Here is a 26,178-nt window from a genome sequence, read left to right on the forward strand (position 1 = left end):
CCCCGCTTATGGCGGTTTCTGGGTGAAAAAACCCAGTCATTTTGCCATAAGCGGGGACACTTTCTCGGCTATGTGGGCTAAAAAGTTGTGCGGGCTACCACCCGCCCTGGACTAATATCCGCCCTGTGCGTTCGACAAAATGTCCTTGATCTGTGGGCGGACGTCCAACCAGTAAATTCCCGTGATGACTAGCCCGGCAATCAGCGGGATGCCCAGCATTGCCCAGCCCAACCACGGCAGGAGCAGGAAGATAGCCGAACCGACCAGCATGCCGGCCCAGACGTTTCGGCTCTTGCGGTCTGCAGCGTCAAAGGCATCCGCGCGGGTGGTGATGACAAGCACCGCACCGATTAGCGCCAAGATGCCGATGACAAACGGAATGGCGAACTGAAACAGGACGTCCACATAGACGGAAATCGCCATTAGCGGCGAGTCCGCAAGACTGGGCAAAGGTGGTAACAGGCGCACCGGGGGAACAACTCCTTTAACAGGGATGCATTGCTTTTTACATGCTAACGCACACGGTCTGATGTGCTGGGTTGTGTTGCTAAATAGCCCCAAACACCAAGGTCGACAGGGTGTAAATAGCCAAACCGGCCAGTGATCCGACAACCGTGCCGTTAACGCGAATGAACTGCAGATCGCGACCGACCATCAGTTCAATCTTGTCGGAAGCCTCATCGGCATCCCAACGCTCAACTGTCTCGGAAATGATCGAGGTAATCTCGCCCGCGTAATTCTCGGCGATGAAGACGACAGCCGCTTCCAGACGGCGGTCCATTCGTTTGCGCAACTCAGGATCGGACTGGATCCGCTCGCCGTAGCGGGCGGCCGTTTCCGAGACCTTCCGACGGAGCAGGGAGTCCGGGTCGCGGGCAGCGTCGACAAGCTTTGCGGATGTTGATGCCCAAATCTTCGCCGGTGCCTGTGTGACGGCGGCGGACGAAAGAATGTCAGTCTTAATTTCTTCGACCTTGGCGATGGTCTTCTCGTCGTTCTGCAAATCAATGGAGAGCTGCGTGAGGAATCGGTGGAGCGCCAGGCGCGCGTCGTGCTTAGGATCATGCTGCACCTGCCAGGTCCAATCAACCAGCTCGCGATAAACCTTGTCGCCGATAAGATCGTTGACAAAGCTCGGCGCCCAGGATGGGGCGCGCTCTCCGACGAGGCGGTCGATAAGATTCTGCGAGCCCAGCGACTTCCGGTGCAGCCACTCAGCCATCTGCTGGACAATAGGCTCGGTGCGCCCCTCTTCGATGAGCTGCTCGAGAACCTTACCCGCTGGTGGCCCCCACTCCGGGGCTGCAACTTCGTCGATGACTGCTGACTTCAGCACTGCGGCGGCATCGTCGGGATTAATCGCCTCCAGCACATTTCCGGTGAACTTACCGACCTCTGTTGACACTTTGTCGGCGTTTCCCGGCGCTACCAGCCATTCGCCGATACGCTCAGGGATCTCAGCCTTACGCACCTTGTCCACAATCAAAGCGGGGTTTAGGAAGTTGTCTCCGACGAACTGCGCCAGGGACTCACCGACCTGGTCCTTCTTGCGGCGGACGATAGCGGTGTGTGGGATAGGAATGCCGAGCGGGTGGCGGAACAGAGCTACGACTGCGAACCAGTCGGCGAGGGCACCGACCATGCCGGCCTCAGAAGCAGCGCGAACGTAGCCCACCCACGCGGGCACAACTTCGCCTGCGGATACGTGTGAAGACTCAATACCGCGGCATGCGAAATACACAGCGGTTGCGATGACCAGCAGCATCGTAGCGAAGGCCTTGGCCTTACGCAGTTGCGCACGTTTTTCCGCCTCAACCTCTGGTGATGGCCCGGGAACTTCGAGACGGTCCGAGACCGAATCGACAGCTGCCGGGAGCTTAGCGGGGTTGTTATCCATGTGTATAGATTAGGCGCCGAAAACGCGAAAATGCCACCGCGCTGCAGTCCGCTGTTGGTGAGAGAAGTACTTCTCAGTACTTCCCTACCTCAGCACACTGTGCACGGTGGCATCAACTGTGGAGGTGCTAGTTCAAAAGGCTAGCGTTGCATCCGCCTAGAGGCGAGCCCCTTTAAACTGGGGCAAGCCTTTAGTGGTGAGTGCCGAATTCCTTTCGGTAAGCCTTGTAGTCACGACGACCGATGGAGATGCAGGCCACACCCGCAATAACCATAACCAGTGCGACTACCAGGCCAGCCCACATGAACACGCTGCCGTCGAAGTTCCAACCACCGGTGTAGTCGGTGTAGTTGGCGGCATCCTTAGCCAGGAAACCGTTGCTGTGAGAAGCAGTGGTTTCGTCGGCAAAAACGGTCGTTGCGAGACCGAAAATGAAGGTACCCCAAGCCGCCAGAGAGGCGAGCATGAGACCCATGCCAATCCAGGTAATGCTCTTGTGAAGCGAGGAGTATTCGGCATTCATGCTCTGAGGCACGTAACCGTCGACGAAGTGCTCTTCGCCCTGGTAACGCTTGACTGCATTCGCCATAATCTATGTCCCTTCTGGAAAACTCTAATCGAGAAAGAGTTTAGTCGTCCTTACCGCGGAAGAACGAACGAGCTCGTTCCTTGGTAACGGCGGCAACCGCAGTCAGCGGGATACCGGCCGGGCAGACGTCAGCACATTCACCATAGAGGGAGCACGGACCGAAGGTGCCTTCGACCTCGTCAACCATCTTGCGGGCACGCTTGCCACGCTCTTCCTTACCCAGCGGGACCAGGGAGAGGTGAACCAGCTTTGCGCCGGTGAACAGGTGTGCAGCACCGTTCGGGCAGGCTGCGACACAAGCACCACAGCCGATGCAGGCTGCGTGGTCAAGTGCAAACTCAGCCGTCTCGTGGTTCAGGTGCAAAGTATCTGCATCCGGAGCGGTACCAGCGTTGATGGAGACGTAGCCACCCTGCTCGAGGACACGGTCCAGAGCGGAGCGGTCAACGACCATGTCCTTGATGACCGGGTATGCGGCGGAGCGCATCGGCTCGATCTTCAGGGTGTCACCATCGTTGAACTGGTGCAGACGCTGCTGACAGGTCGGGGTGTTCTGGCCCGGGCCGTGCGGACGACCGTTGACGTTCAGACCACAGGTACCACAGATACCCTCACGGCAGTCAGATGCGAACGCGAACGGCTCCTTGCCGGACTCGACGTACTTGGAGTTGACGTGGTCAAGCAGCTCCAGAATCGACATCTCTGCGACGGCGTCGTCAACGTCAACGGATTCAAAGTGTCCCTCGACGTTCGGACCTGCTTGGCGCCAGATTTCAAGGTGCAGTTTCATTACTTGTAGTTCCTTGTCATGAGCGGGACGGCTTCGAAGGTGAGCGGCTCGGCGTGGCGAATGAATTCGTGACCGGACTGATCCCATGCAGGACCATTGTTGCCTCGCTCCCATGCGGAAACGAAGCACCAGTTAGCGTCATCGCGCTCTGCCTCGCCATCTTCGGAGATGTGGTCATCGCGGTAGTGAGCACCGCAGGACTCATCGCGGTCGAGGGCGTCGACACACATGAGCTCACCGAGGTCGATGTAGTCAGCAACGCGGTTAGCGTACTCGAGCTGCTGGTTCATCTCGTTCGGCTCACCCGGGATGAACAGGTCAGACCAGAATGCCTTACGCAGTTCGCGGATCTCCTCGATACCGCGAGCCAGGTCTTCCTTGTTACGGGCCACACCACAGTCGCGGTAGAGAATCTCACCGAGCTGGCGGTGGAAGTACTCAGCGCCGTGCTTGCCCTGGATGCTCATCAGCTTGTCCAGGCGTGCCTGAGCGCGGTCCAGTGCTTCCTTGGCCTCCGGGGCATCCTCAGCCAGGCGGTCGGTACCGAGCAGCGGGCCAAGGTAGTTCGGAATGGTGAACGGCAGGGTGAACCAACCGTCGACCGAACCGGACAGCAGGGAGTTTGCACCCAGGCGGTTTGCACCGTGGTAGGTCCAGGATGCCTCGCCACCGGTGAACAGACCCGGGATGGAGGTCATCTGGTTGAAGTCAGACCACAGGCCCCCCATGGTGAAGTGGCAGGTCGGAGCAATACGCATCGGAACCTTGTACGGGTCCTCACCGATTGCCTCTTCGTACATCTGAATCAGGTTCGAGTAGCGTTCCTTGATGACCGGCTGGCCCAGGCGCTCAATTGCGTCACGCAAATCCAGGTAGACGGAGTTCTTCAGCGGGCCAACACCGTAGCCGGCGTTAATCTGCTGAGAGTTGGCACGGGAAGCGACGTCACGCGGGACGAGGTTACCGAATGCCGGGTAGCGACGCTCCAGGAAGTAGTCGCGCTCGTCCTCCGGGATGTCGTTGGCCGGGCGCTCGTCGCCCTTCTTCTTCGGGGTCCAAATACGTGCGTCGTTACGCAGGGACTCGGACATCAGAATGGTCTTCGACTGCCAGTGCGCGTTGACCGGAAGACCGGTCGGGTGGAACTGGATGAAGGACGGGGATGCGAAGTAAGCACCCTGGTCGTACGCACGCATGATGGCCGAAGCGTTGGAGTTCTTGGCCAGCGTGGACATGTGGTAGACGTTGCCGTAACCACCGGTAGCCAGAATAACTGCGTGAGCAGTGTGAACGGTCAACTCGCCGGTGATGAGGTTACGCATGATGGCACCCTGGCAACGACCGTCGGCGACGATGATGTCAACCAGCTCGTTGTGGGTGAAGATCTCGACGTTGCCGAGACCAATCTGACGCTGCAGAGCCGAGGTAGTCGACAGCTGCAGCTGCTGACCCGTCTGACCACGGGTGTAGTACGTACGGGAGACCTGCACACCACCGAAGGAACGGGTTGCCAGGGTACCGCCGTACTCGCGAGCGAACGGAGCACCAATTGCATTCAGGTGGTCGATGACGCGGACGGACTCGACAGCCAGACGCCAGCAGTCGTTCTCGCGGCAGCGGTAGTCGCCGCCCTTAACGGTGTCCTTGACGTGGCGGTAAGCGCCGTCGTTGTCGACCTTCTTACCGCGAGCGGAGTTGACACCACCCTGTGCAGCAATGGAGTGCGCACGGCGCGGAGCGTCGTGGTAGGTGAAAACCTTCACGTCGTAGCCGAGCTCACCGAGGGCAGCAGCGGCAGCGCCGCCAGCCAGGCCGGTACCGACGACCATGACGCGGAACTTACGACGGTTCAACGGCGAGACCAGGTTGGCGTGATCCTTCTGGTACTGCCAGTGGTCCTTCATGGAGACCTTGTCACCCGGGGAGTTATCGGACAGAACCTTGCCGATCTTGACCCCGTCGACAGCGCTTTCCGGCGCGCGGAAGTCCGCAGCGACGGTTGCTTCAGTGTTAGTCATAGTAAATTTCCTCCTCGACCTACGAGACCAGACCGGTCAGGACGGCGACTGGGATGAAGATGTTGCCGACAACAACCAGCAGCGGCAGCAGGCCGGACAGGAACAGCAGAACCTTGCGCCAGCGCTTACCGGTGATACCGAGGTCGGAAGTAGCAGTCCACAGACCGTGGGACAGGTGCAGCAGCAGAGCGAGCTGCGCAATGATGTACCAAACAACAACACCCGGACGCGAGAAGGACGCAACCACGTTCTGGTACGCCTCACCGTGCTCGAAAGCAGACGGAGCAACGCCAGCACCGATGGTCAGGTCCAGCAGGTGGAAGATGATGAAGGCCAGCAGCACAATGCCGGTGATTACCATCGAACGTGCGGTAAAGGTGTTCCAGCTGGACACCATGCCCTGACGGCGGAACTTGCCGCGGGACTGCTTAGCACGTGCAGCCAGGGTGAGGCCACCGAAAATGTGCAGCACAATAGCTACCAGCAGGACAATGCGGAGAATCCACAGAACGCCCTCGTTCGGAACTGCCGGAGCACCGACAGTGCGCAGGAAGGTCGCGTATGCGTTGAAGTCTTCCTTGCCAGCGAAAATCTTTAGGTTACCCAGCATGTGGACAATAACGAAGAGGCCAAACAGCACGCCAGTGACGGCCATGGTCAGCTTCAGAGCCCATGAAGGGTATTTAGGCTGCTCGCGCAGCGGTTCTACATTAATTTTGCCGTGCGCGATTGCGTCACGGTTTGAACTTTTAACAGTCATGGCACCTCCAGTGTCATATTCACTCTAAAGTCACACAGCGCCTGGTAAACATTTTTCCCCCTTTTGGGTGGGGATTTTCACAGGTTACCTAGGTCTTTTCTCCGCCTTTTCTCAGGTTATCGCATTTTAGCCACTTCTGACGTCGTCGCTGTATAAATCCTCTTCCCCACCATAAAAACGCCCCTACCCCGACTTTTGCCGATTTTTCACCTGCCCAAACCAGCTAATAACGCAACATAAATAGCACGAAAATAAAAAACCGCCCACTTTTCTCAGGTGGACGGTTTTAATACTCAATAATTATGTTGCGAAATTCTTTATTTTTACCCCTGCCGAATTCCCCAAAGGCCCAAACAGCCACCCCCAACAGGCAATTCCCCCCCCCATTGGCGCCGTATACGGCCGAAGCCGTCCGACTAATCCTCGCTCTGATCCGAGTTCGCCATCACCACGGTCAACGGCTCCGGACCAATGATCACCTCATGGCCCGCGACCATAATCGGCCCAACCTGGTGGTCGCCCTCCTCCAGGACGACTTCCACCGTGCGGCCGCGCACCGTCACCCGGATACGACAACCACGAATAGTGACTCGGTACGTCAGACCACTCCAGCCCTCCGGAAGGCGCGGGTCAATGCTGTAGCGGCCGTCATGATCGCGGAAACCACCGAAACCATAGACCAGGGACTGCCACACACCACCGGCAGATGCGACGTGGACACCATCGGCAGCGTTGCCATGCAAGTTCGCCAGATCCACATAGAGTCCGCGTAGGAAGAAGTCCATTGCCTGCTCCTGCAAACCCAACTCGGCCGCAACAATGGACTGCACAACGGCCGACAGCGAGGAATCACCAGTGGTGAGCGGATCGTAATACATGTAGTCTGCGCGCTTTTGTTCCGTCGTAAAGCGATTGCCCATGAGGAACAGTGCGAGGACGACGTCCGCCTGCTTAATGACCTGGTGACGGTAAATCGTCAGCGGATGGTAATGCAGCAGCAGCGGACGCAGGGGGCCAACCTCGGGATCGTCGAGATTCCAGCGCTTACGCAGTAGGAACTGATCATCCTGAGGGTGAATGCCGAGCTTCTCATCGAACGGGATGTACATCGCCTCAGCGGCCTGCTCCCACTCTTCAATCTCGCGCTCGGTAAGGTCGAAGCGGTTGGTCAGTTCACGATAGGCAGCAGGGCGATCACGCTTCATCTGCCTGACGACGTCCGCAGCAACCCGCAGGTTATACTGCGCCATCACGTTGGTGTACAGGTTGTTGTTCACCACCGTGTTGTACTCATCTGGACCGGTGACGCTGTGAATCTGGAACTCTCGATGCTCGGCATCGAAGAATCCCAGCGACATCCAAAACCTGGCCGTGCCGAGCAGCAGATCCGTGCCCTCCTTGAGCAGGAACTCCTCGTCCCCGGAGGCGTAGACGTACTTCATCATTGCGTACACGATGTCCGCATCGATGTGGTACTGCGCCGTGCCGGCCTCAAAGTAGGCCGAGGACTCCTGACCATTGATGGTGCGCCAAGGGAAGAGGGCACCGTCGTGCGCCAGTTCGTCGGCACGCGCCCACGCGGCTTCGAGCATGTCCCAGCGGAAGCGCATGGCATTGCGCGAGAATTGTGGCGACGTATAGGTAAGGAATGGGGTCACGTAGATTTCCGTGTCCCAGAAGTAGTGGCCGCCGTAGCCGGTGCCGGTCATTCCCTTGGCCGGCACACCTTGGAATTCGGCACGAGCGGCAGCCTGGATAATCTGCCAAATGTTCCAGCGCACTGCCTGCTGAATCTCCGGCTGATTGTAAATGACCACGTCAGAGCGCTCCCAGAAGCGCTCGAGCCACTCCTCCTGGTTCTCCATCAGCCCCAACATGCCGATGCGGCTGACGCGGTTCAGTGTGCGCTCACAGCGGAATGCCAGCTCTTCGGCGCGCACCTTGCGGGAGGAGTGGTACGCGACCAGTTTCTCCAGGCGTATGACAGTGCCGACCGGCGCATCCAGGTTAAACAGGGAGCTGGCCACATCGGGCTCGGTCGACTGCGAAACCTCTACGAACGGCTCCGTGCCGTCGGGAGTGCGGACAGTAAAGGTGTGGTCCATGGAAGTGGCCACGGTCATACCGGAGTTCGCGCAGCGGTAGCCCAGCGTCGAGCGCTGCCCGTGCGCCGATTCCGACTGAAATGCTGGAATGAGCACGCGGTCTTCCAGCGCCTCGGCGCGACGGGGATCCAGTTCGGTGCCCTGCGCCTTGGCAGCATCGTGGTACTCGTCCTCGCCGTCCTGGCGGTTGAGGATCTGCGAGTTGATCATCACCGCAGCATCCGCATCCAGCAGCTCGACTTCCAGACTCATCGCGGCGACATGCTTTTCCTGGAAAGACACCATGCGCTCAGAGGTGACGCGAACGTGCTTGCCACCCGGGGTGCGCCAGATGAACCGACGACGCAGCACACCCTCACGGAAATCCAGACTACGTTCGTAGTCGCTGACTTCAGCATTGCCGAGACGCAGGGGCTCATCATCAATGTAGAGACGCATTGCCTTGGCGTCCGGAGCGTTGACAATCGTCTGCCCCTGGCGGGCTAGGCCGTAGGCGTCCTCGGCGTGCCTAATCGGCCATGTCTCATGCAGACCGTTGATATAAGTGCCGTGTTCACTGGAGTCACGGCCCTCCGGCGGGTTGCCACGCATGCCGATGTACCCGTTCGACAGCGCAAACAGCGTCTCGCCCAAACCGAGCGGGAGGCCGTTCGGCTTCGTCTCAATCAGACGCCACTCATCGACCGGAGCGATGTCTCGGTCCATGAGCCCCTCGGCATTCACCAGGTGGTGGTGCTTATCCGCACGACCCGCCGGGAAGTTACGACGCTGCTTACGACGAACTGGGGACACCGTCTCCTCCTGTTTTTCAGCCTCGGCGGTCTCCGCGTCGTGACCCTGCCCCTGCGGAATCACACGCTCGGTCTCGTCGACTGCTGCTGTGGTCGAATCGTTGGCCATGATGCCTTCCGGTTTTCTCTCAGCCATTTGTCTCGAGCCAGCCTAGACGAGTTCCGCCAAGTCACTGACCACAATGTCGGCGCCCGCTCGGCTCAGCGCTTCCGCACCAGCACCGCGGTCAACACCAATGACCAGGCCAAATGCGCCGGCTGCACCCGCTTGCACACCACTGATGGCATCCTCAACCACCACAGCATCGCGCGGCGCCACTCCCAGATTCTCCGCCGCGTACACGAAAGTATCGCCGGCTGGCTTACCCGGCAGGTTGTTCTCGTGCGCCACCACGCCGTCAACAATCTCCACGAACCGCTCACGCAGCCCAGCGGCCGTCAGCACCGGCACCGCGTTCTTCGACGAGCTGACCACCGCCAACTGCGGTTTTTCGCTTGCCGACGAGTCCCCCGCGCCCTGTAACTCGTCGAGCAGCGCAACCGACCCCGGGTAAGCCTCAATTCCCTTCTCGACTCGCGCCAAGAAGTCATCATTCTTGCGCTTCCCGAGCCCCACAATCGTCTCGTCTTTCGCTGTGTCCTCATCGCTACCGTGTGGCAGCGAGATGCCGCGAGATTCCAGGATTGCTGCGATGCCCTCATCGCGGCGGCGGCCATCGAGGTAGGTGAAGTAGTCCTCCTCTGTGTAGGCCGAGACACCCTTGTGCTCAAAGTAGTCGCTAAACATGTCCGCCCACGCCTGCTCGTGAACATCGGCGGTAGGGGTAATCACTCCGTCGAGGTCAAAGAGGATTGCGCCCGCGCTATGGAGGAATTCTTTGGCCTTGGCAAGGTTGGTAGCACTGTCGGTCGTGGAATTAGTCATGGGGGTCGCAGCTCCTTGGACGTTGCAGACTGCATATTCGCAATTAACTTCTCAATCAACGCTAGCAACGTTGCCCCTACCCCGCTTGTGAACCCGGGTATCTCGGCGGAGGGCATCGCATGCTTCCACCATGGGGCACCCAACGCGGGCGTTCCCAGCGCACGCTCGCCCTGCACCGAAAAACAAAACTGCCGGCGCGCATGCGGAATTGGCATCAGAGGTTTGCCAACAACACATACACACCGGCAGTTTGGGTAGCTATTTTGTTATTTCAGGCTCGGCAGCCGCCTGCTAACCCTAGCCAGACCAAGAATTAGTCCTGGTCGATGCCCTCGCGCTTCTTGAACTCCAGGCGACGACGGTGCAGAATCGGCTCGGTGTAACCGGACGGCTGGTTCACACCATCAAGGATGAGCTCCTTGGCAGCCTGGAAACCGATGGACTTGTCGAAGTCCGGAGCCATCGGCAGGTATGCCTCATCGCCCTCGTTCTGGCGGTCAACGACCTCGGCCATACGCTGAAGCGAATCAATGATCTGCTCCTCGGTGACAACACCGTGCAGCAGCCAGTTAGCCAGAGTCTGGGAGGAAATACGCAGGGTAGCGCGGTCCTCCATCAGGTCAACATCGTTGATGTCCGGCACCTTGGAGCAGCCAACACCCTGCTCAACCCAGCGGATAACGTAACCCAGGATGGACTGGCAGTTGTTGTCCAGCTCGTTAGCCTTGTCCTCATCGGACCAGTCAGCGCCCGGCTCACCAGCCTTAGCTGCCGCTACCGGGATGGTGAGCAGATCACCGAAGGTGTCGCGGCGACCGTCGGTAAGCAGCTTGTCCTGAACGCCGAAAACGTCAACCTCGTGGTAGTGGGTAGCGTGCAGCACACCACCGGTCGGGGACGGAACCCACGCGGTGGAAGCACCCTGCTTCGGCTGACCAATCTTCTGCTCCAGCAGCTCGGCCATCTGCTCGGTCATGGCCCACATGCCCTTACCGATCTGAGCCTTGCCCTGCAGGCCGTGTGCCAGACCGGAGTCAACGTTGTTGTCCTCGTAAGCCAGCATCCACGGAGCGGTCTTCTGGACAGCCTTGCGGAACATCGGACCAGCCTGGATGGAGGTGTGGATCTCATCACCAGTGCGGTCCATGAAGCCGGTGTTAATGAAGACCACGCGCTCGGAAACAGCCTTGATGGCGGCGTCCAGGTTGACGGAGGTACGACGCTCCTCGTCCATCAGGCCGACCTTCAGGGTGTTGTGCGGCAGACCCAGCAGCTTCTCAACGTCTGCGAACAACTCGTTGGTGAATGCAGCCTCGTCCGGGCCGTGCTGCTTCGGCTTCACGATGTAGATGGAGCCGGTACGGGAGTTCTTACGTGCGTTGTCCTGGTCCAGGCCCGGGATTGCACACACAGCGGTGACGACGGCATCCATGATGCCCTCGAAAATCTCCTCGCCGTCGCGGTCGAGGATGGCCGGGTTCTGCATCAGGTGGCCGACGTTACGGACCAGGTTCAGGGAACGACCGTGCAGGGTGACCTCGGAACCGTCAAGAGCGGTGTAGGTGCGGTCGTCGTTGATAGTACGGGACAGCTTCTTGCCGCCACGGGTGAACTCGACTGCGAGGTCACCGACGTTCAGGCCCAGCCAGTTGGTGTAACCCAGGGTCTTGTCGGCAGCGTCGACTGCGGCGACAGAGTCCTCGAGGTCCATGATGTTGGTGACAGCGGCTTCCAGGATGATGTCCTTGACACCAGCCTTGTCGGTCTTGCCAACCGGAGACTCCGGATCAATCAGCAGCTGAATGTGCAGACCGTTGTGCTTGAAGTAAATGGACTCCGGTGCGTCCTTGTCGCCGGTGTAGCCGACCAGGGTCTCCGGCTCGCGCAGACCGGAGGTAGCGCCACCTTCCAGGGTTGCCTGCAGGTGACCGTCGACAATGTCATAAGAGGTGACGTCCGCGTGGGAACCGTCGACCAGCGGCAGAGCCTTGTCCAGGAAGTCACGACCCCATGCGATAACGCGGTCACCGCGGACCTTGTTGTAGCCCGGGGTGTCCTTCTCCGCACCGCCATCTTCAGGAATAGCGTTGGTGCCGTACAGCGCGTCGTAAAGCGAGCCCCAGCGTGCGTTCGCAGCGTTGATGGCGAAACGAGCGTTGAGGACCGGCACAACCAGCTGCGGGCCAGCGGTGGAAGTGATCTCGGTGTCGACGCCCTCGGTGGTGACCTGGAAGTCACCCGGGTTGTCAACGAGGTAGCCGATTTCCTTCAGGAATGCGACGTACTCGTCCTGGTTCTGCTTACCTGGGTGTTCCTTGTACCAAGCGTCGAGCTTTTCCTGCAGCTCATCGCGCTTGGCCAGCAACTCACGGTTGCGCGGAGTGTACTTAGCGACAATGTCACCGAAGCCGTTCCAGAACGCGTCCTTGTCCTCAATGCCGGCGGCGGGGAGTGCGGTGTCATTAACGAAGTCGTAAAGAACCTTCGCGACCTGCATTCCACCTGCCGAAATACGCTGTGCCATTGCTCTCCTCAAAACTATTGATTGCAATTTGCCCATCCAGCCACAGCCACGTCAGCGGCTCACGCACTGGATGCGTTGTTCCCCTACTGTATGTGATTCGGCGCACTTATGGACCGTCTTTTTTCATAACCCCCAACCGCCAGCCCGGTATAGCGCCGCTCACATTTGCCATTTCATTCGCTTTACGACGAGCACCCCGCGAACAGACCCCACCCCTCCCCGATGACCATTCGGGCATTCAATCCTGACGCCACAACCAGCCCTCCCCCACCCGCATCGACCGCAGCATCCCTCGCATTCTTTCCTCCAGCCACGGAACAACACACGCAATGGGAAAGTGTCGCGCCTCACGGACATTTACTATTGCGACCTGCGCATCAACGGCCACCGACCAATCGTGTCGCGACAGCCTCCACCTTCAAACCAGACCATAAAAGTGAGATGGCAACCGAAGCTCTGGCCACAATCCAGGGATGCCCCGGCGGGGTATTGACGGTGTAACGGCAGTGTATTTAGAAGCCCGTTTCTACCTTTACGGCCGCGATTTCGGGGGTAGCGAACCACCCCCTAAACCCCAAACACCGTTAACGACCAGCTTTGATAATTACCAAAATATAAATCACCCCAAAGCGGGGGGGAACATTATTAACGAGGTCATCATAGGAAAATAACAGTACAAATGTACCACCCGGTCACAGGCGAAAATAGCTAAAGCCAAGCTACACATTGCAATGTTTGCAATCTTCACAAGTGTTATCCGGGTTACATACTTGAATTCACATCCGGAGTTGCTTGACGAACTTAGCGCTATGCCCCAAAATGTGAGACATGGCACGCGGAAGCGGACATTGTTTTTGTTCGCGTGTTTGCGTGCAGGGGTACAGCATTTTGCTAGCACCCCCTGCATTCACGTGACACCGCGGTCACTATCGGGTCAGCATGTAGATCGGTTCTGTCGGAATTGTTCTTAAGTCAGCACCCGGAGTTCGAAAAGCAAGCAAAAGGAAGTGACTCCGTTTATGTCTAACGTTGGTAAGGCACGTACCGCCGCCGAAATCCAGAAGGATTGGGACGAGAACCCGCGCTGGGAAGGCATCACCCGCGACTACACCGCTGAGCAGGTTGCTGAGCTCCAGGGCACCGTCGTCGAGGAGAACACCCTCGCTCGCCGTGGCGCCGAGATCCTGTGGGAAGGCGTCAACGTTAAGGATGACTCCTACATCAACGCTCTGGGTGCACTGACCGGCAACATGGCCGTTCAGCAGGCTCGCGCTGGCCTGAAGGCTGTCTACCTCTCCGGTTGGCAGGTTGCTGGTGACGCTAACCTCTCCGGCCACACCTACCCGGACCAGTCCCTGTACCCGGCTAACTCCGTGCCGAACGTCGTTCGTCGCATCAACAACGCTCTGCTCCGCGCAGACGAGATCGCTCGCATTGAGGGCGACGACTCCGTCGACAACTGGCTGCTGCCGATCGTCGCTGACGGTGAGGCTGGCTTCGGTGGCGCTCTGAACGTCTACGAGCTGCAGAAGGCCATGATCAACGCTGGTGCCGCTGGTACCCACTGGGAGGACCAGCTCGCTTCTGAGAAGAAGTGTGGCCACCTGGGCGGCAAGGTCCTGATCCCGACCCAGCAGCACATCCGTACCCTGACCTCTGCTCGCCTGGCTGCTGACGTCTCCAACACCCCGACCGTCATCATCGCCCGCACCGACGCTGAGGCCGCTACCCTCATCACCTCCGATGTTGATGAGCGCGACCAGAAGTTCATCACCGGCGACCGCACCTCTGAGGGCTTCTACCACCTCCAGAACGGCCTGGAGCCGTGCATCGATCGTGCGAAGTCCTACGCTCCGTACGCTGACATGATTTGGATGGAGACCGGTACTCCGGACCTCGAGCTGGCTAAGAAGTTCGCTGAGGGCGTCAAGGCTGAGTACCCGGACCAGCTCCTGGCTTACAACTGCTCCCCGTCCTTCAACTGGTCCGCTCACCTCGAGAAGGACGAGATCGCCAAGTTCCAGAACGAGCTGGGCAAGATGGGCTTCAAGTTCCAGTTCATTACCCTGGCTGGCTTCCACGCCCTGAACTACGGCATGTTCGACCTGGCTTACGGCTACGCTCGCGAGCAGATGTCCGCATTCGTCGACCTGCAGAACCGCGAGTTCGAGGCTGCCGAGAAGCGCGGCTTCACTGCTGTCAAGCACCAGCGCGAGGTTGGCGCTGGCTACTTCGACCGCATCGCCACCACCGTCGACCCGAACTCCTCCACCACCGCCCTGAAGGGCTCCACCGAGGAGGGCCAGTTCTAAGTCACTCGGCTTAGGGCTTGGGTCAAGGACCTAACTTCAACACCCAGCGAGGGTTGCACTTGCAGCCACCGCTGGGTGTTTTTGTGTGTTCATCGACGTGTCGGCTCCGCGCCGTCGTGAAGCGTGCCAGAGAACCTGAGCGCCTACGCACCTAAGCAAAGGTTGCAACGGCTTTCTACACAAATTCAGCAAAGTCCGCGATATGCTGGGCAGTATGTCGAAAACCTATGTCGGATCTCGCCTCCGCCAGCTACGCCGCGAGCGCGACCTCAGCCAGGCCGCGCTCGCGCAGGCGTTGGGCCTCTCGGCTAGTTACGTCAACCAGATCGAGCACGACGTCCGCCCACTAACAGTCCCTGTTCTGCTTCGTATCACGGACACATTCGGCGTTGATGCGACTTTCTTCTCCCGCGATGATGACTCCCGCCTCCTCGCCGAAGTTCAGGACGTGGTGATGGACAAGGAGATCGCCAAGTCCCCCATGGACCTGCAGGAAATCTCGGAGATGGTCCGCGACCACCCCGACATCGCCCGCATCATGGTGGATATCCACCGCCGCTACCGCAACGTCACCGACAAACTCTCCCTCGCCACCGAGGAGCGCAACTTCGGCAACAGCACCGACACCGCCTCCGGCTCACAGGCGCTGACCATGCCACACGAGGAAGTCCGCGACTACTTCTACGCCCGCCAGAACTACATCGCTTCGGTCGACACCGCCGCCGAGGAGCTGGCCCGCGAGCTGCGCATCACCGACGAGACCACCGATGTGGTCTCTGTGCTGGCCGACAGGCTTTCCAGCGACCATGGGATTCGGATTGCGCTGGAATCGTCGTTAGGCGATGTGCAGCACAGCCTTGACCGTCGGACCAAGACGCTCTACCTCGCGCGGCACCTCTCCCCGGGGCAGCGAGCTTTCCGCATGGCCACTGAGCTGGGGTTTTTGGAGCAGGGCGAAACCATTTCCGAGGCCGTCGCGTCCGGGCATTTCATGTCGGAGGAGTCGCGAAAGCTGGCGCAGCGCGGAGTCGCGACGTATTACGCAGCGGCGCTGATTCTGCCGTATGAGTCGTTTCATGCAATGGCGGAGTCGAAGCGCTACGACATCGAACTGCTCTCGCGCACGTACGGAGTCGGCTACGAGACCATCTGCCACCGACTGTCCACGATGCAACGCCCCAGCTTGCGCGGCATCCCGTGGACATTCGTGCGCGTCGACCGCGCGGGCAACATGTCCAAACGCCAATCCGCCACGGGCTTCCACTTCACGCATTCGGGCGGTACCTGCCCGCTGTGGAACGTCTACGAGACCTTCTCCTACCCAGGCAAGGTCATGCGACAGGTCGCACTCATGCCGGATGGTCGCCCCTACATGTGGATTTCGCGGACCGTGGAACATCACGCGGCACGTTTCGGCAAGCCAGGTAAGGTTTTTGCCATCGGTTTGGGCTGCGAGGCCCGTCACGCTGAGCGCACCGTGTACGCCGATGGTCTCGATCTCGCGGACCTCGACGCCGCCACTCCGATCGGTGCTGGCTGCAGGGTCTGCTCCCGCGAGGCATGTCCGCAGCGCGCGTTCCCGCCGATTCATCGCGATATCGACATCAACATGCACCGCTCCACCGTCTCGCCGTACTAGTTCGCTTTACGACGGGCGCAGAGCCGGCCTGTTTGCGGGGGCTCGGTTTGCGCACGATGCCCCAAAAAGGAAGACCCCAAATGAAAGTGCTTAAGTCTATGACACTTTCGCACCGATTTTCACGGTCAAACTGTCATAAACTTAAGCACTAACTCGTATCTGCCTGAGCCCGGACCAGCGAAAACTGGCCCCAGGCCAAAGCCACAACCTCTTACAGGTTGATCATCTTGCCCATAACGCCCTCGGCTGCTTCCTTCATCGCCTCGGACATTGTCGGGTGAATGTGGACGGCGCGGCCGATTTCCTCAGTGGTCAGCTCGTACTTCTCAGCCAGAACCAGCTGCGGCATGAGCTCGGAAACGTTGGCGCCCACCATGTGGCCACCCAGCAGCTCGCCGTATTCGGCATCTGCAATGAGCTTCACGAAACCAGCCGGCTCCGCCAGACCCTGGGCCTTACCGTTTGCAGAGAACGGGAAGGTGGAAACCTTAATCTCGCGGCCGTTCTCCTCTGCCCACTTCTTGGCCTGCGCCTCGGTCTTACCGAAGGAAGCGACCTGAGGGTTACAGAAGGTTGCGCGCGGCATCATGAGGTAATCCGGGATGGTCTCGGTCTCGTGTCCCGCCATGTGCTCAGCTGCGATGACGCCCTGTGCCTCAGCGACGTGTGCCAGCTGCAGCTTCATGGTGACGTCACCGATGGCGTAGATGTTGTCGACGTTGGTGCACATGTACTCGTCGATGACAATCTCGCCGCGCTCGCCCAGCTCAACACCGGCCTTGTCCAGACCGATGCCCTCGGTGCGCGGTGCGAATCCGATGGAGACCATAACGCGGTCGACGGTCAGAGTCTGCTCGTCGCCACCATCCTTGGCCTCGACCTTGACCTCAACCGAGTCACCATTGTCCACGATGGAGGTGGTCTTGTGCCCGGTCATGAGCTTGACGCCCAGCTTCTTGTATTCCTTGGCAATAGCCTTGGAGACGTCTGCGTCCTCGTTCGGCAGAACGTTGTCCATGAACTCGACGATGGTGACGTCCACGCCGTAGTTAGCCAACACGTATGCGAACTCCATACCGATGGCGCCAGCGCCGACGATAACCATGGAGTCCGGCAGCTCGTCGGAGAGAATCTGCTCTTCGTAGGAAACGATGTTGCCGCCGACCTCAACACCCGGCAGGGAACGGACGACAGAGCCGGTCGCAATAATCGCCTTGTCGAAGGTAATTTCCTTGCCCTTGTCATCGCCATCAGTGATGGCCATGGAGGTCGGGCCAGTGAATTCACCGAAACCGTTGATTTCGGTGATCTTATTCTTCTTCATCAGGAAATGAACGCCCTTGACGATGCCCGCGGACACCTTGCGCGAACGCGCGTGTGCGGCACCGAAGTCAAAGGAGACATCGCCGGAGATACCGAAGGTCTTAGCCTCATGGTTGAAAATGTGCGCCACCTCGGCGTTCTTCAACAGAGACTTGGATGGAATACAGCCAACATTGAGGCAGACACCGCCCCAGTATTGCTTCTCCACCACAGCAGTCTTCAGACCCAGCTGGGATGCACGGATTGCTGCGACGTATCCGCCAGGACCGCCGCCGAGTACTACAAGATCAAAATGTTCAGCCACGTGCACAAGTCTACGCACGACTTGCCTTTACTTCACGCGCGAGTCCCGGTTTTACCTACTGCGGTCGGCTACGGTGGTGGACATGGGCACCGACACGGACACCGACATGGGCAACGATTTCTCCTTCCTCTCCACTGACCTTGTCCCCGATTGGCTGGACGATATCGACGGCTCCCAGGCGCTTGCGTGGGCTCGCGCGCAGTCGGAGGCCACCGTCGCAGGCGTCGATTCGCTTGCCGACGACACCAGCGACCGCACCAACCTGGAACAACGCATCCTGGCTGCACTCAACACCGATGCCCGGATCGCATACCCGGTGCGGCGCGGCGAGTACCTCTATAACTTCTGGCGGGATGCCGAGCAGCCGCGGGGCCTGTGGCGGTGCACCTCGTTGCAGAGCTATCTGGCTGGCCAGGAAGATCCGCAGGCAACCGAGTGGGAAACACTGATTGACCTCGATGCGCTGGCGAAAGCCGAGGGAGAAAACTGGGTCTGGAAGGGCACGGTGTGCCGTTATCCGGAGTATGACCGCGCGTTGATTCTGCTCTCTCGCGGCGGCGCCGATGCCACCGTGGTGCGGGAGTTTGACCTCGTCAATTGCACTTTTGTCGAGGATGAGCCGTTCTACCTCCCGGAGGCGAAGTCCGATGTCTGTTGGTTGGGCCGTGACGAGATTCTCGTTGGCAGTGACTTTGGTCCGGGATCGCTGACGGATTCGGGTTACCCGCGGCAGGTGCGTAGGTGGCGGCGCGGCATGCCGTCGTCAAGCGCGGATGTGATTTTCTCGGGCCACAGTGATGATGTGGCCGTGGGCGGCTGGTTCGACGCGACGGAGGGTTTCGAGCGGCTGTTTGTCGAGCGTGCGCATGATTTTTATAATTCGCAGCGGTTCGTAGCGGCGGAGCGCCCGGGCAAGTTGGCGGCGCAGCAGAACGGGGATTTTTCGCTGCAGATTCTGGAGGTGCCGCAGGACTGTCGGATGAGTGTCCATAGGCAGTGGCTGGTGCTGATGCCGCGCACGGAGTTCAACGGCATTCCGGCTGGTGGCGTGGCCATTGTGGAGCTGGATAAGTGGCTGGCGGGCTCGCGTGAGGTGGAGGTGATTTTCACCCCGGATGCGCACACGTCGTTCCAGCAGCTCGCGTGGACGAAGAACTTCCTGGTGCTGACACTGTTGGAGGATGTCGCGACGAAGTTGGTTGTCTTGCAGGAGGGCTCATGGGAGCCGGTGGAGGCCTTCGGCGAGTTACCTGCACAGGCCACTGTGAGCGTGATTGATACGGCCTCTGAACGCGATGATGAGATCTGGTTGGTGTCGACCTCGGCAACGCAGCCGGCAACCCTCTGGTACGGGCAGGTCGGCGGCCAACTCACGGAAGTGCGGCGTGCTCCGGCGCTCTTCAATAGCGAGGGGCTGGAGACGCGGCAGCACTGGGCAACCTCGGCCGATGGCACGCGGATTCCGTACCGCATCACTGGCCGCTTCGGCTCGAGGGCTGGTGCAAGTGCTGACGCAGGCGCAGAGACAACCACAGACGCACCCACTCCGACCCCAGCCCCTACCCTCGTGCACGCCTACGGCGGTTTCGAGGTCTCGCTGGTCCCGCAGTACTCGGCGATTCGTGGGCTAACCTGGCTCGAGCGCGGCGGCTACTTCGTGGAGGCCAACCTGCGTGGCGGCGGTGAATTCGGCCCGACCTGGCACTCCTCGGTGGTCAAGACTGAGCGGATGAGGGTCTATGAGGATCATCAGGCCGTGCTGCGCGATTTGGTTGCACGTGGCTACTGCACGCGCGAACAGCTGGGCGTGCGCGGTGGTTCCAACGGCGGGCTGCTGACCGCTGTCTGCCTCACCTCCTACCCGGAGTTAGTAGGAGCGGTGGTGTCCCAGGTGCCGCTGGCGGACATGATGCGCTACCACAGGCTGTCCGCAGGAGCTTCATGGATGGCCGAGTATGGAAACCCGGATATTCCCGCCGAGCAAGCTGCGATTGCGCAGTATTCGCCGGTCCAGCGCGTCGTCAAGCGAGAGCAGCGCGCCTACCCACCGGCGTTGATTACGACGTCTACCAGGGACGACCGCGTCCACCCGGCGCATGCGCGGAGCCTGGCGTGGCTGTTGAAGGAAGCGGGACAGCCGGTGGACTATCACGAAAACACAGAGGGCGGGCACGCGGGCGCGGCGGATAATTCGCAGGTCGCGTTCGTCGAGGCGCTCATATCTACGTGGCTGTGGAACAAGCTGAAGTAAGGTAACAGCCGTGAGTAGCGCTGATTTCACTAATCCTTATACCGGTATTGCGTTCAACCTGAGTTTCCGGGTGAATAAATACGAGCTGGACCTCGATTATCGGGTCGGGCCGAATCGTCTGAAGGCGACGGCGACTCTACATATCGAGATCAACGCCTGGACCTCGCACATCACCCTCGACTTCGCGGATGCGCTGGGGGCCGATTCGGTGGATGCGATTTCCGATTCGCAGGCACACTCCATCGATGTGAAGCGCTGGCGCCATTCGGGACGCAAGCTGCGCGTCACCTTCGACCGCGAGTTGGCTCCGGACGAGACGCTGCGGCTGATTGTCACTTACTCGGGCACGCCACGTCCGGTGCGCTCGAAGTGGGGCGACATTGGCTGGGAGGAACTCGAAAATGGCGCGCTCGTGGCATCGCAGCCGGTGGGCGCGGCGTCGTGGTACCCCTGCGATGACGATCCCGAGGTCAAGGCGTTCTACGAGTTCACGATGGTCACCGACGCTCCCTACGAGGTCGTCGCACCAGGGCTTGCCGACGCTCCGGTGAACGTGGGCGGATCGCGCCGCCGCTGGCGGTTTGTCACCGAGGAGCCTATGGCCTCCTACCTGGCCACCATCAATGTCGGCCAGTTTAAGAAGGTCGAGCTGCCGTGCCAGACCTCGACCGTGGTGGCCTGGGTGCCCTCTGAGTTGGTGGCCAATGCCCGCCATGATTTCCGCGACCAGGGGCGCATGCTCGATGAGTTCGCCAAGCTCTTTGGCCCTTACCCCTTCCGCGCCTACCAGGTGGTCATTTGTGAAGACGACCTGGAGATCCCCATCGAGGCACAGGGTCTGTCCATCTTCGGAGCCAACCACGCCGACGGCAAGGACACGTGGAATCGACTGATTGCCCATGAGTTGTCGCACCAGTGGTTCGGCAACAGTGTCGGCATTTCGCAGTGGCGCGATATCTGGCTCAACGAGGGTTTTGCCTGCTATTCCGAGTGGGTGTGGTCCGAGGTCAGCGGCGGTGCCAGCGCGGATGTGCATGCCCGCAAGCATTACCTGGACCTGCTTGAAGAAGATCAGGACATCGTCATCGCCAACCCAGGGCCCAAGCTGATGTTCGACGACCGTCTGTACAAGCGCGGCGCGCTGACTGTGCACGCTCTGCGTCTGCTGCTGGGCGACGAGGTGTTCTTTGACCTGGTGCGCAAGTGGACCACCACCAACCGCCACAGTGTGGTCGATGCAGTGGACTTCCGCGCACTGGCCAACCGCGTGTGCCGTGAGCGCGGCATCACCACCTCGCACCTGGATGTCATCTTTGACTCCTGGCTGTCACGCAGCTCCTTGCCAGACTTCCCCACTGACCCGACGCGCTCCCCTGCTGACCAGGGCATCGGCAATAATGGTGCTCCGATCGTGGACGAGGAACTGGCCGCTCAGTTTGAAAAGCTCGGCTACTCGAAGGCCAAGGACTAGAGAGCTAGAGGCACGTCAATGTCCGGTTTCAAATGGTTGTCCCTGGCCACGATTGTCGCGGCGATAGGCAGCTTCGCGGTGCTGATTATCTCGGCTCGCGCACTTCCCAATGCTGTAAACCTGCAGTTCGTGGCATTCTGGGGGCTTTTCTTCGCGCTCACGGGTGTTCTCGGCGGGCTGATGCAGGAGACCACGCGCGCAATCGGCGCTGCGGAATCGCGGGATCGGGAGCAGAATCGAGAGCAGGAGCAGAGGCAGGAGCAGGGAGCCTCGGAAGCAGATCAAACTCTCGGCGCTCGCCCCATCACAGTTTCCCTGGGCGTCGCCGCAGTTACCTTCATCACCATGGCAGTGACGGGTCCACTGTGGGCCCCACTGGTCGTGCAGGATGACGCCGGCACTGCAATTCTGCTCATGGCTTTCGGTCTGGCGCTGTACTCCATGCAGGCCACCACCTCGGGTCTGCTAAGCGGCCGCCAACTGTGGGGCCCATACGCCGCGCTAATCATGATTGACATTCTCGTGCGCGTGGCACTGGCACTCGTCGCTTGGTACTTCGGCTGGGGCCTGCTGGCGTGGCTGATTATCACGGTGTTCGGCACAGTCAGTTGGCTTATTCTCGCGCTGTTTTCCCCGGCAACCCGCTCGGTCATGTTCGCGCGTGCCGACGTCCCGGTGCGCCGCTTCACCACTCTCATGGTCACGGCCATGGGCGCATCCGGTGCATCTGCTGTGCTGGTCACAGGTTTTCCGACAATCGTCAAGGTTGCCGGCGAAGCGGTCACAACTGGCGCCGGGATAGCCGAGTCGCTTACCCCGCCGCATGCCAACAACTTCACCGCAGCGGTGACCATTGCGGGTATCGCCTACGCCGTAACGCTGACCCGCGCTCCGCTGCTCATGCCCTTGGAGAAGTTCCAAAACGCCATCATTGTGAGCTTTGTCCGGCACCGCTCCGAGGGCGTACTGGCAGCGCTGGCCAAGCCGTTGGGAGCGCTGGCTGCTTTCGGCACCTTTGGCGCAGGCCTGGCATGGCTCATCGGCCCGTGGATTATGACTCTCATCCTGGACGATAGCTATCACGTGTCCGGGCCGGTGCTCGCGGCGCTGACGCTCGGTGCGACGTTGACCGCCATGTTGATGATTACCGGCTCGGTCACCTTGGCAGTGGAAAAGCACCATATGTATCTGATCGGTTGGTTGGCTGCGACCACGATCGCCGTTGCCATTCTTTTCCTTCCTGGGCACCTGTCGGTACGCACGGTCGCGGCTATCGCCGTAGGCTCTGCGGTAGGTGTTGTCATTCACCTGCTTGCGCTGCGCACACTTTCCCCGAAAGCCGCCAGGTCTGCGGTATCGGAGGCATTCGCGGTGGAGTAGATTCTTCCAGCACCGTGTCCCAACAGTCCCCTTCCCCAATAGTCCCCGTTCCCTACCCCCTCCACTTAAACCCCGAGGCTCGAGACTCACATGTCCACCATCACTAACCTCACGGTTCTCATGACCGTCTACCACCGCGTCGTCCCCGACCAGCTCGATGCTGCGCTGCAGTCGCTGTGGAACCAGACGCGTCCGGCCGCGCACGTCATTGTGGTCATCGATGGCCCGATCGGGCGGGAACTCGACCGGGTCGTCGTCAAGCATGAGCAGGCGCATTCGGAGATGACAGTGCTGCGATGTGCGGAAAATGGTGGCTCGGGAGTGGCTTCGCAGGCGGGTCTTCAGCTGGTGGAAACACCATGGATGGCGCGGCTGGATGCGGACGATATTGCGCGTGCGGACCGATTTGAAAAGCAGTGGGACGCGCTGACCGCTGACCCGGAGTTGGATGTATTGGGCAGTGCAATGGCGGAGTTCGAGGGCACGCCGAACAATGTGGTACGCGTGCGGACTCTGCCGCAGACGCACGCCGAGATTGCGCGTTATATCAAGATCAATTCGCCTGTAAATAACCCCTCCTCGATGCTGCGCACGGCGAAGGTGCGTGAGGTCGGAGGGTATCGCGACATCCGTCTGATGGAGGACTATGACCTCTGGGTGCGCCTCATGGCCGCCGGCGCGAAGTTTGAGAATCTGCCCGAGCCGCTGGTGTACTTCCGCGCCGACGGCATGTTCGAGCGACGAACCTCGCGCGGCATCATCCGCGGTGAACGCCAGCTCCAGCGCACGCTGGTAGCTGAGGGACTGATTTCCCGGCCGCGGGCGGTGTTTAACTTGGCGGTGCGGACACTTTTCCGACTTTTGCCAACTCAGCTCATGTCACGCGCATATCGACGATTGTTTGTGCGGTAGGCTTCGGAGCGATGACTGACAACATGGATTTCTCGGACACCTGGCTGATTGTGCCGTGCTACAACGAGGGCCAGGTTATTCGTGAGGTTCTCGAGCACGCTCGCGAGACCTTCCCCAACATTGTCGCGGTCAACGACGGCTCTTCGGATAATTCCAGCCTGGAGATCCACAGGGCCGGCGCTCACCTGGTCAACCACCCTGTCAATTTGGGTCAAGGTGCCGCTATCCAAACCGGCGTGGAATACGCCCGCGCGCAGGCTGGCTCGAAGTACTTTGTCACCTTCGACGCCGATGGCCAGCACCAGGTCAAGGACGTCGTCGCTATGGTGCAGCGACTGCGCACCGAACCAATCGACATCATCGTGGGAACCCGTTTCGGCCGCCGTCGCGCCGAGGATGACCAGGTGCCGCTGATTAAGCGAATTGTCCTCAAGACGGTGGTCATGTTGTCACCACGCACGCGCCGGCTCGGGCTTACCGACGCCCACAACGGCCTGCGCGCTTTCAACCGCACGGTGGCAGAGCAACTGAACCTACGCATGAACGGCATGAGCCATGCCTCCGAATTTGTCGAGGTCATGGACAGCAGAGGTTGGCGCACCGCTGAACAGCCGGTGGATATCCTCTACACGGAATACTCCATGTCTAAAGGTCAATCCTTGTTCAACGGTGTCAATATCCTTGCCGACTCCCTGATTTCGAAGAGGCTGCCATGACCGCATCCATCGTTCAAATTATTTTGCTGCTGGCGATGGTGGGCCTGGTCGCTTACTTCGTCGCTAACCGTCGTAAAGCGCGCGCCAAGGCGGGCGTGAAGCTGGGATTCGTCGTTTTCGTCATCGCGTGCCTATGGGCAATCGTGCGTCCCGACGATCTGACCGTGGTGGCCAACTGGATTGGTGTGACTCGGGGCACCGATTTGCTGCTCTACGTACTGGTGTTGGCGTTCGTGTTTACCACGGTGTCGTCCTACATTCGCTTCCGCGAACAGGAGCTACGCTACGCACGACTGGCTCGTGCAGTGGCGTTGAAGACCGCTGTGCGTCCGGAAGAAGAAATTGTGATTTCGGGCAGCCAGAACAGCAGCCAAAAAGACAGCTCGACGAATGTCGAGAAGAACGCTCCGTCGGACTAATCGGCACGCTAAGCGCATGTGAATCTGAGGCTGTGGTTCCATAGAAGCCATGAGCGAAGCAAATAAGGACAACGCCGCCGCTGACAACAGCGGCGATCCGCAGCAGCCCCCGGCAGACGCAGCGCCGCAGGGGACACAGCAGGAACCCCAGCAGGCTTCTCAGCCGGTACCCACTGAGCAGGACCTGGAGTCCTGGTCTGCCGACAGTGATGGAAAAACCAAGTCGTGGTACTCGATTCCGAACGCTGCATGGGCGCTAGCTGTCGTCGCATTGATTATTGTCGGCGCAGCGGGCTTCTTCGCTGGTTCGCGTTCGGCTAGCTTCAACGGCGTGAGCACCGTCAACATGGCGGGCGTTGCACCAGGCAAGGGGGAGATTGCGCCTGTACCTGGCCCGAACGGGGATTTTGATGCCAGCATCTACGGGCCAAAGGCGGGAGCACAGCTGAAGTCCCCGGAGGATATGGATAATGTCCACCGCCGCAATGAAAATGATCCTTTTGCTCTCGGTGCAGTGGATGCGCCGGTCGTAATCTCGATCTACTCGGACTTCGAATGCCCGTTCTGCGCGAAGTTCGCAAACGAAACCGAGCCTGACCTCGTGGAAAAGTATGTCAATGAGGGTCTGGTCCGATTGGAGTGGAACGACATGGCCATCAACGGCGAGAAGGCTACCAAGGATGCTGAGGCCGGACGTGCTGCGGCAGCTCAGGGCAAGTTCTGGGAATTCTCCCGTGCACTGTTTAAGAAGGCCGGGGAAAAGGGCCAGGGCCACCCGGAGTTCACTGAAAAGGAACTGATTGCCGTCGCTCGCGAGGCCGGTGTGCCGGACATGAAGCGCTTTGAAAAGGAACTTAAGGACGGCAAGTGGACCGAGGCGGTAGAGAATGCCACCCAGTTCGGCTCCATGCTGGGCATTTCCGGTACTCCGGGCTTCCTCGTTGGTACTCAGTTCGTCTCGGGCGCACAGCCTCTCGATGTGTTCGAGGACAATATCGAGCTGGCTCTCATCCACGCTAAGCGCATGGAAGAAGCTGGCAAGTAAGCTGCGC

The 26,178-nt window shown here is 59.8% G+C and carries 19 protein-coding genes; 9 read left to right on the plus strand and 10 right to left on the minus strand.

Annotated elements, in window-relative coordinates; translation table 11 throughout:
• Nucleotides 1-111: 111 nt before the first annotated feature.
• The 9 genes from CORAM0001_RS08135 to CORAM0001_RS08175 form a co-directional block, all read right to left on the minus strand.
• Nucleotides 112-423 carry a DUF2516 family protein gene (locus CORAM0001_RS08135; protein WP_042388363.1) on the minus strand — a complete coding sequence of 104 codons (312 nt, stop codon included), beginning with the start codon at nucleotides 421-423 and terminating at the stop codon, nucleotides 112-114.
• A 124-nt stretch (nucleotides 424-547) separates the two neighbouring features.
• Entirely contained in the window at nucleotides 548-1,897 is a 1,350-nt protein-coding gene (locus tag CORAM0001_RS08140; protein WP_005511357.1) for a DUF445 domain-containing protein, read from the minus strand.
• Between the two features lie 190 nt (nucleotides 1,898-2,087).
• The gene (locus tag CORAM0001_RS08145) at nucleotides 2,088-2,486 is read right to left on the minus strand and encodes a hypothetical protein (protein WP_005511333.1); all 399 of its coding nucleotides are present in this window, start codon (nucleotides 2,484-2,486) and stop codon (nucleotides 2,088-2,090) included.
• A 40-nt stretch (nucleotides 2,487-2,526) separates the two neighbouring features.
• Nucleotides 2,527-3,276 carry a succinate dehydrogenase/fumarate reductase iron-sulfur subunit gene (locus tag CORAM0001_RS08150; RefSeq protein WP_005511353.1) on the minus strand — a complete coding sequence of 250 codons (750 nt, stop codon included), beginning with the start codon at nucleotides 3,274-3,276 and terminating at the stop codon, nucleotides 2,527-2,529.
• Complete coding sequence (locus CORAM0001_RS08155; RefSeq protein ID WP_005511378.1) at nucleotides 3,276-5,294, minus strand: fumarate reductase/succinate dehydrogenase flavoprotein subunit; 2,019 nt, start codon at nucleotides 5,292-5,294, stop codon at nucleotides 3,276-3,278. The genes CORAM0001_RS08150 and CORAM0001_RS08155 overlap by 1 nt, the downstream gene beginning before the upstream one ends.
• Before the next feature lie 19 nt (nucleotides 5,295-5,313).
• On the minus strand, nucleotides 5,314-6,054 hold the full coding sequence (locus CORAM0001_RS08160) for a succinate dehydrogenase cytochrome b subunit (protein ID WP_005511349.1): 741 nt from the start codon (nucleotides 6,052-6,054) through the stop codon (nucleotides 5,314-5,316).
• A gap of 416 nt (nucleotides 6,055-6,470) precedes the next feature.
• Nucleotides 6,471-9,086: a glycoside hydrolase family 65 protein gene (locus CORAM0001_RS08165; protein ID WP_005511350.1), complete on the minus strand. Its 2,616-nt coding sequence runs from the start codon at nucleotides 9,084-9,086 to the stop codon at nucleotides 6,471-6,473.
• Between the two features lie 15 nt (nucleotides 9,087-9,101).
• Nucleotides 9,102-9,875 (minus strand): HAD family hydrolase, encoded by a 774-nt coding sequence (locus CORAM0001_RS08170; RefSeq protein ID WP_005511360.1) that lies wholly within the window; start codon nucleotides 9,873-9,875, stop codon nucleotides 9,102-9,104.
• Between the two features lie 313 nt (nucleotides 9,876-10,188).
• Nucleotides 10,189-12,399, minus strand: coding sequence for a malate synthase G (locus tag CORAM0001_RS08175; protein WP_005511361.1), 2,211 nt, complete (start codon nucleotides 12,397-12,399; stop codon nucleotides 10,189-10,191).
• Between the two features lie 1,019 nt (nucleotides 12,400-13,418).
• Here CORAM0001_RS08175 and aceA point away from each other — a divergent pair.
• Together aceA and ramB are read left to right on the plus strand one after the other, a co-directional pair.
• Nucleotides 13,419-14,711 carry an isocitrate lyase gene (aceA, locus tag CORAM0001_RS08180; protein ID WP_005511364.1) on the plus strand — a complete coding sequence of 431 codons (1,293 nt, stop codon included), beginning with the start codon at nucleotides 13,419-13,421 and terminating at the stop codon, nucleotides 14,709-14,711.
• A gap of 214 nt (nucleotides 14,712-14,925) precedes the next feature.
• Entirely contained in the window at nucleotides 14,926-16,350 is a 1,425-nt protein-coding gene (ramB, locus tag CORAM0001_RS08185; protein ID WP_040361684.1) for an acetate metabolism transcriptional regulator RamB, read from the plus strand.
• Between the two features lie 211 nt (nucleotides 16,351-16,561).
• Here ramB and lpdA read toward each other — a convergent pair whose 3' ends face one another.
• Complete coding sequence (gene lpdA / locus CORAM0001_RS08190) at nucleotides 16,562-17,977, minus strand: dihydrolipoyl dehydrogenase (protein WP_040361686.1); 1,416 nt, start codon at nucleotides 17,975-17,977, stop codon at nucleotides 16,562-16,564.
• Nucleotides 17,978-18,059: 82 nt separating this feature from the next.
• Between lpdA and CORAM0001_RS08195 the strand changes: the two genes are divergently transcribed.
• From CORAM0001_RS08195 to CORAM0001_RS08225, 7 genes are all read left to right on the plus strand, one after another.
• Nucleotides 18,060-20,228: a prolyl oligopeptidase family serine peptidase gene (locus CORAM0001_RS08195; protein WP_005511374.1), complete on the plus strand. Its 2,169-nt coding sequence runs from the start codon at nucleotides 18,060-18,062 to the stop codon at nucleotides 20,226-20,228.
• Between the two features lie 10 nt (nucleotides 20,229-20,238).
• The gene (locus CORAM0001_RS08200) at nucleotides 20,239-21,699 is read left to right on the plus strand and encodes a M1 family metallopeptidase (RefSeq protein WP_005511358.1); all 1,461 of its coding nucleotides are present in this window, start codon (nucleotides 20,239-20,241) and stop codon (nucleotides 21,697-21,699) included.
• Between the two features lie 18 nt (nucleotides 21,700-21,717).
• The gene (locus CORAM0001_RS08205; RefSeq protein ID WP_005511325.1) at nucleotides 21,718-23,079 is read left to right on the plus strand and encodes a lipopolysaccharide biosynthesis protein; all 1,362 of its coding nucleotides are present in this window, start codon (nucleotides 21,718-21,720) and stop codon (nucleotides 23,077-23,079) included.
• A 90-nt stretch (nucleotides 23,080-23,169) separates the two neighbouring features.
• Entirely contained in the window at nucleotides 23,170-23,991 is an 822-nt protein-coding gene (locus CORAM0001_RS08210; RefSeq protein WP_005511348.1) for a glycosyltransferase, read from the plus strand.
• Nucleotides 23,992-24,014: 23 nt separating this feature from the next.
• Nucleotides 24,015-24,707 (plus strand): glycosyltransferase family 2 protein, encoded by a 693-nt coding sequence (locus CORAM0001_RS08215; protein ID WP_040361698.1) that lies wholly within the window; start codon nucleotides 24,015-24,017, stop codon nucleotides 24,705-24,707.
• The gene (locus CORAM0001_RS08220; RefSeq protein ID WP_005511345.1) at nucleotides 24,704-25,126 is read left to right on the plus strand and encodes a DUF2304 domain-containing protein; all 423 of its coding nucleotides are present in this window, start codon (nucleotides 24,704-24,706) and stop codon (nucleotides 25,124-25,126) included. The genes CORAM0001_RS08215 and CORAM0001_RS08220 overlap by 4 nt, the downstream gene beginning before the upstream one ends.
• 49 nt (nucleotides 25,127-25,175) lie before the next feature.
• Nucleotides 25,176-26,171, plus strand: a complete 996-nt coding sequence (locus CORAM0001_RS08225; RefSeq protein ID WP_005511359.1) for a DsbA family protein — start codon at nucleotides 25,176-25,178, stop codon at nucleotides 26,169-26,171.
• Nucleotides 26,172-26,178 lie beyond the last annotated feature (7 nt).

Origin of the sequence: Corynebacterium amycolatum SK46 (assembly GCF_000173655.1) — a bacterium.
Lineage (GTDB): Bacteria > Actinomycetota > Actinomycetes > Mycobacteriales > Mycobacteriaceae > Corynebacterium > Corynebacterium amycolatum_A.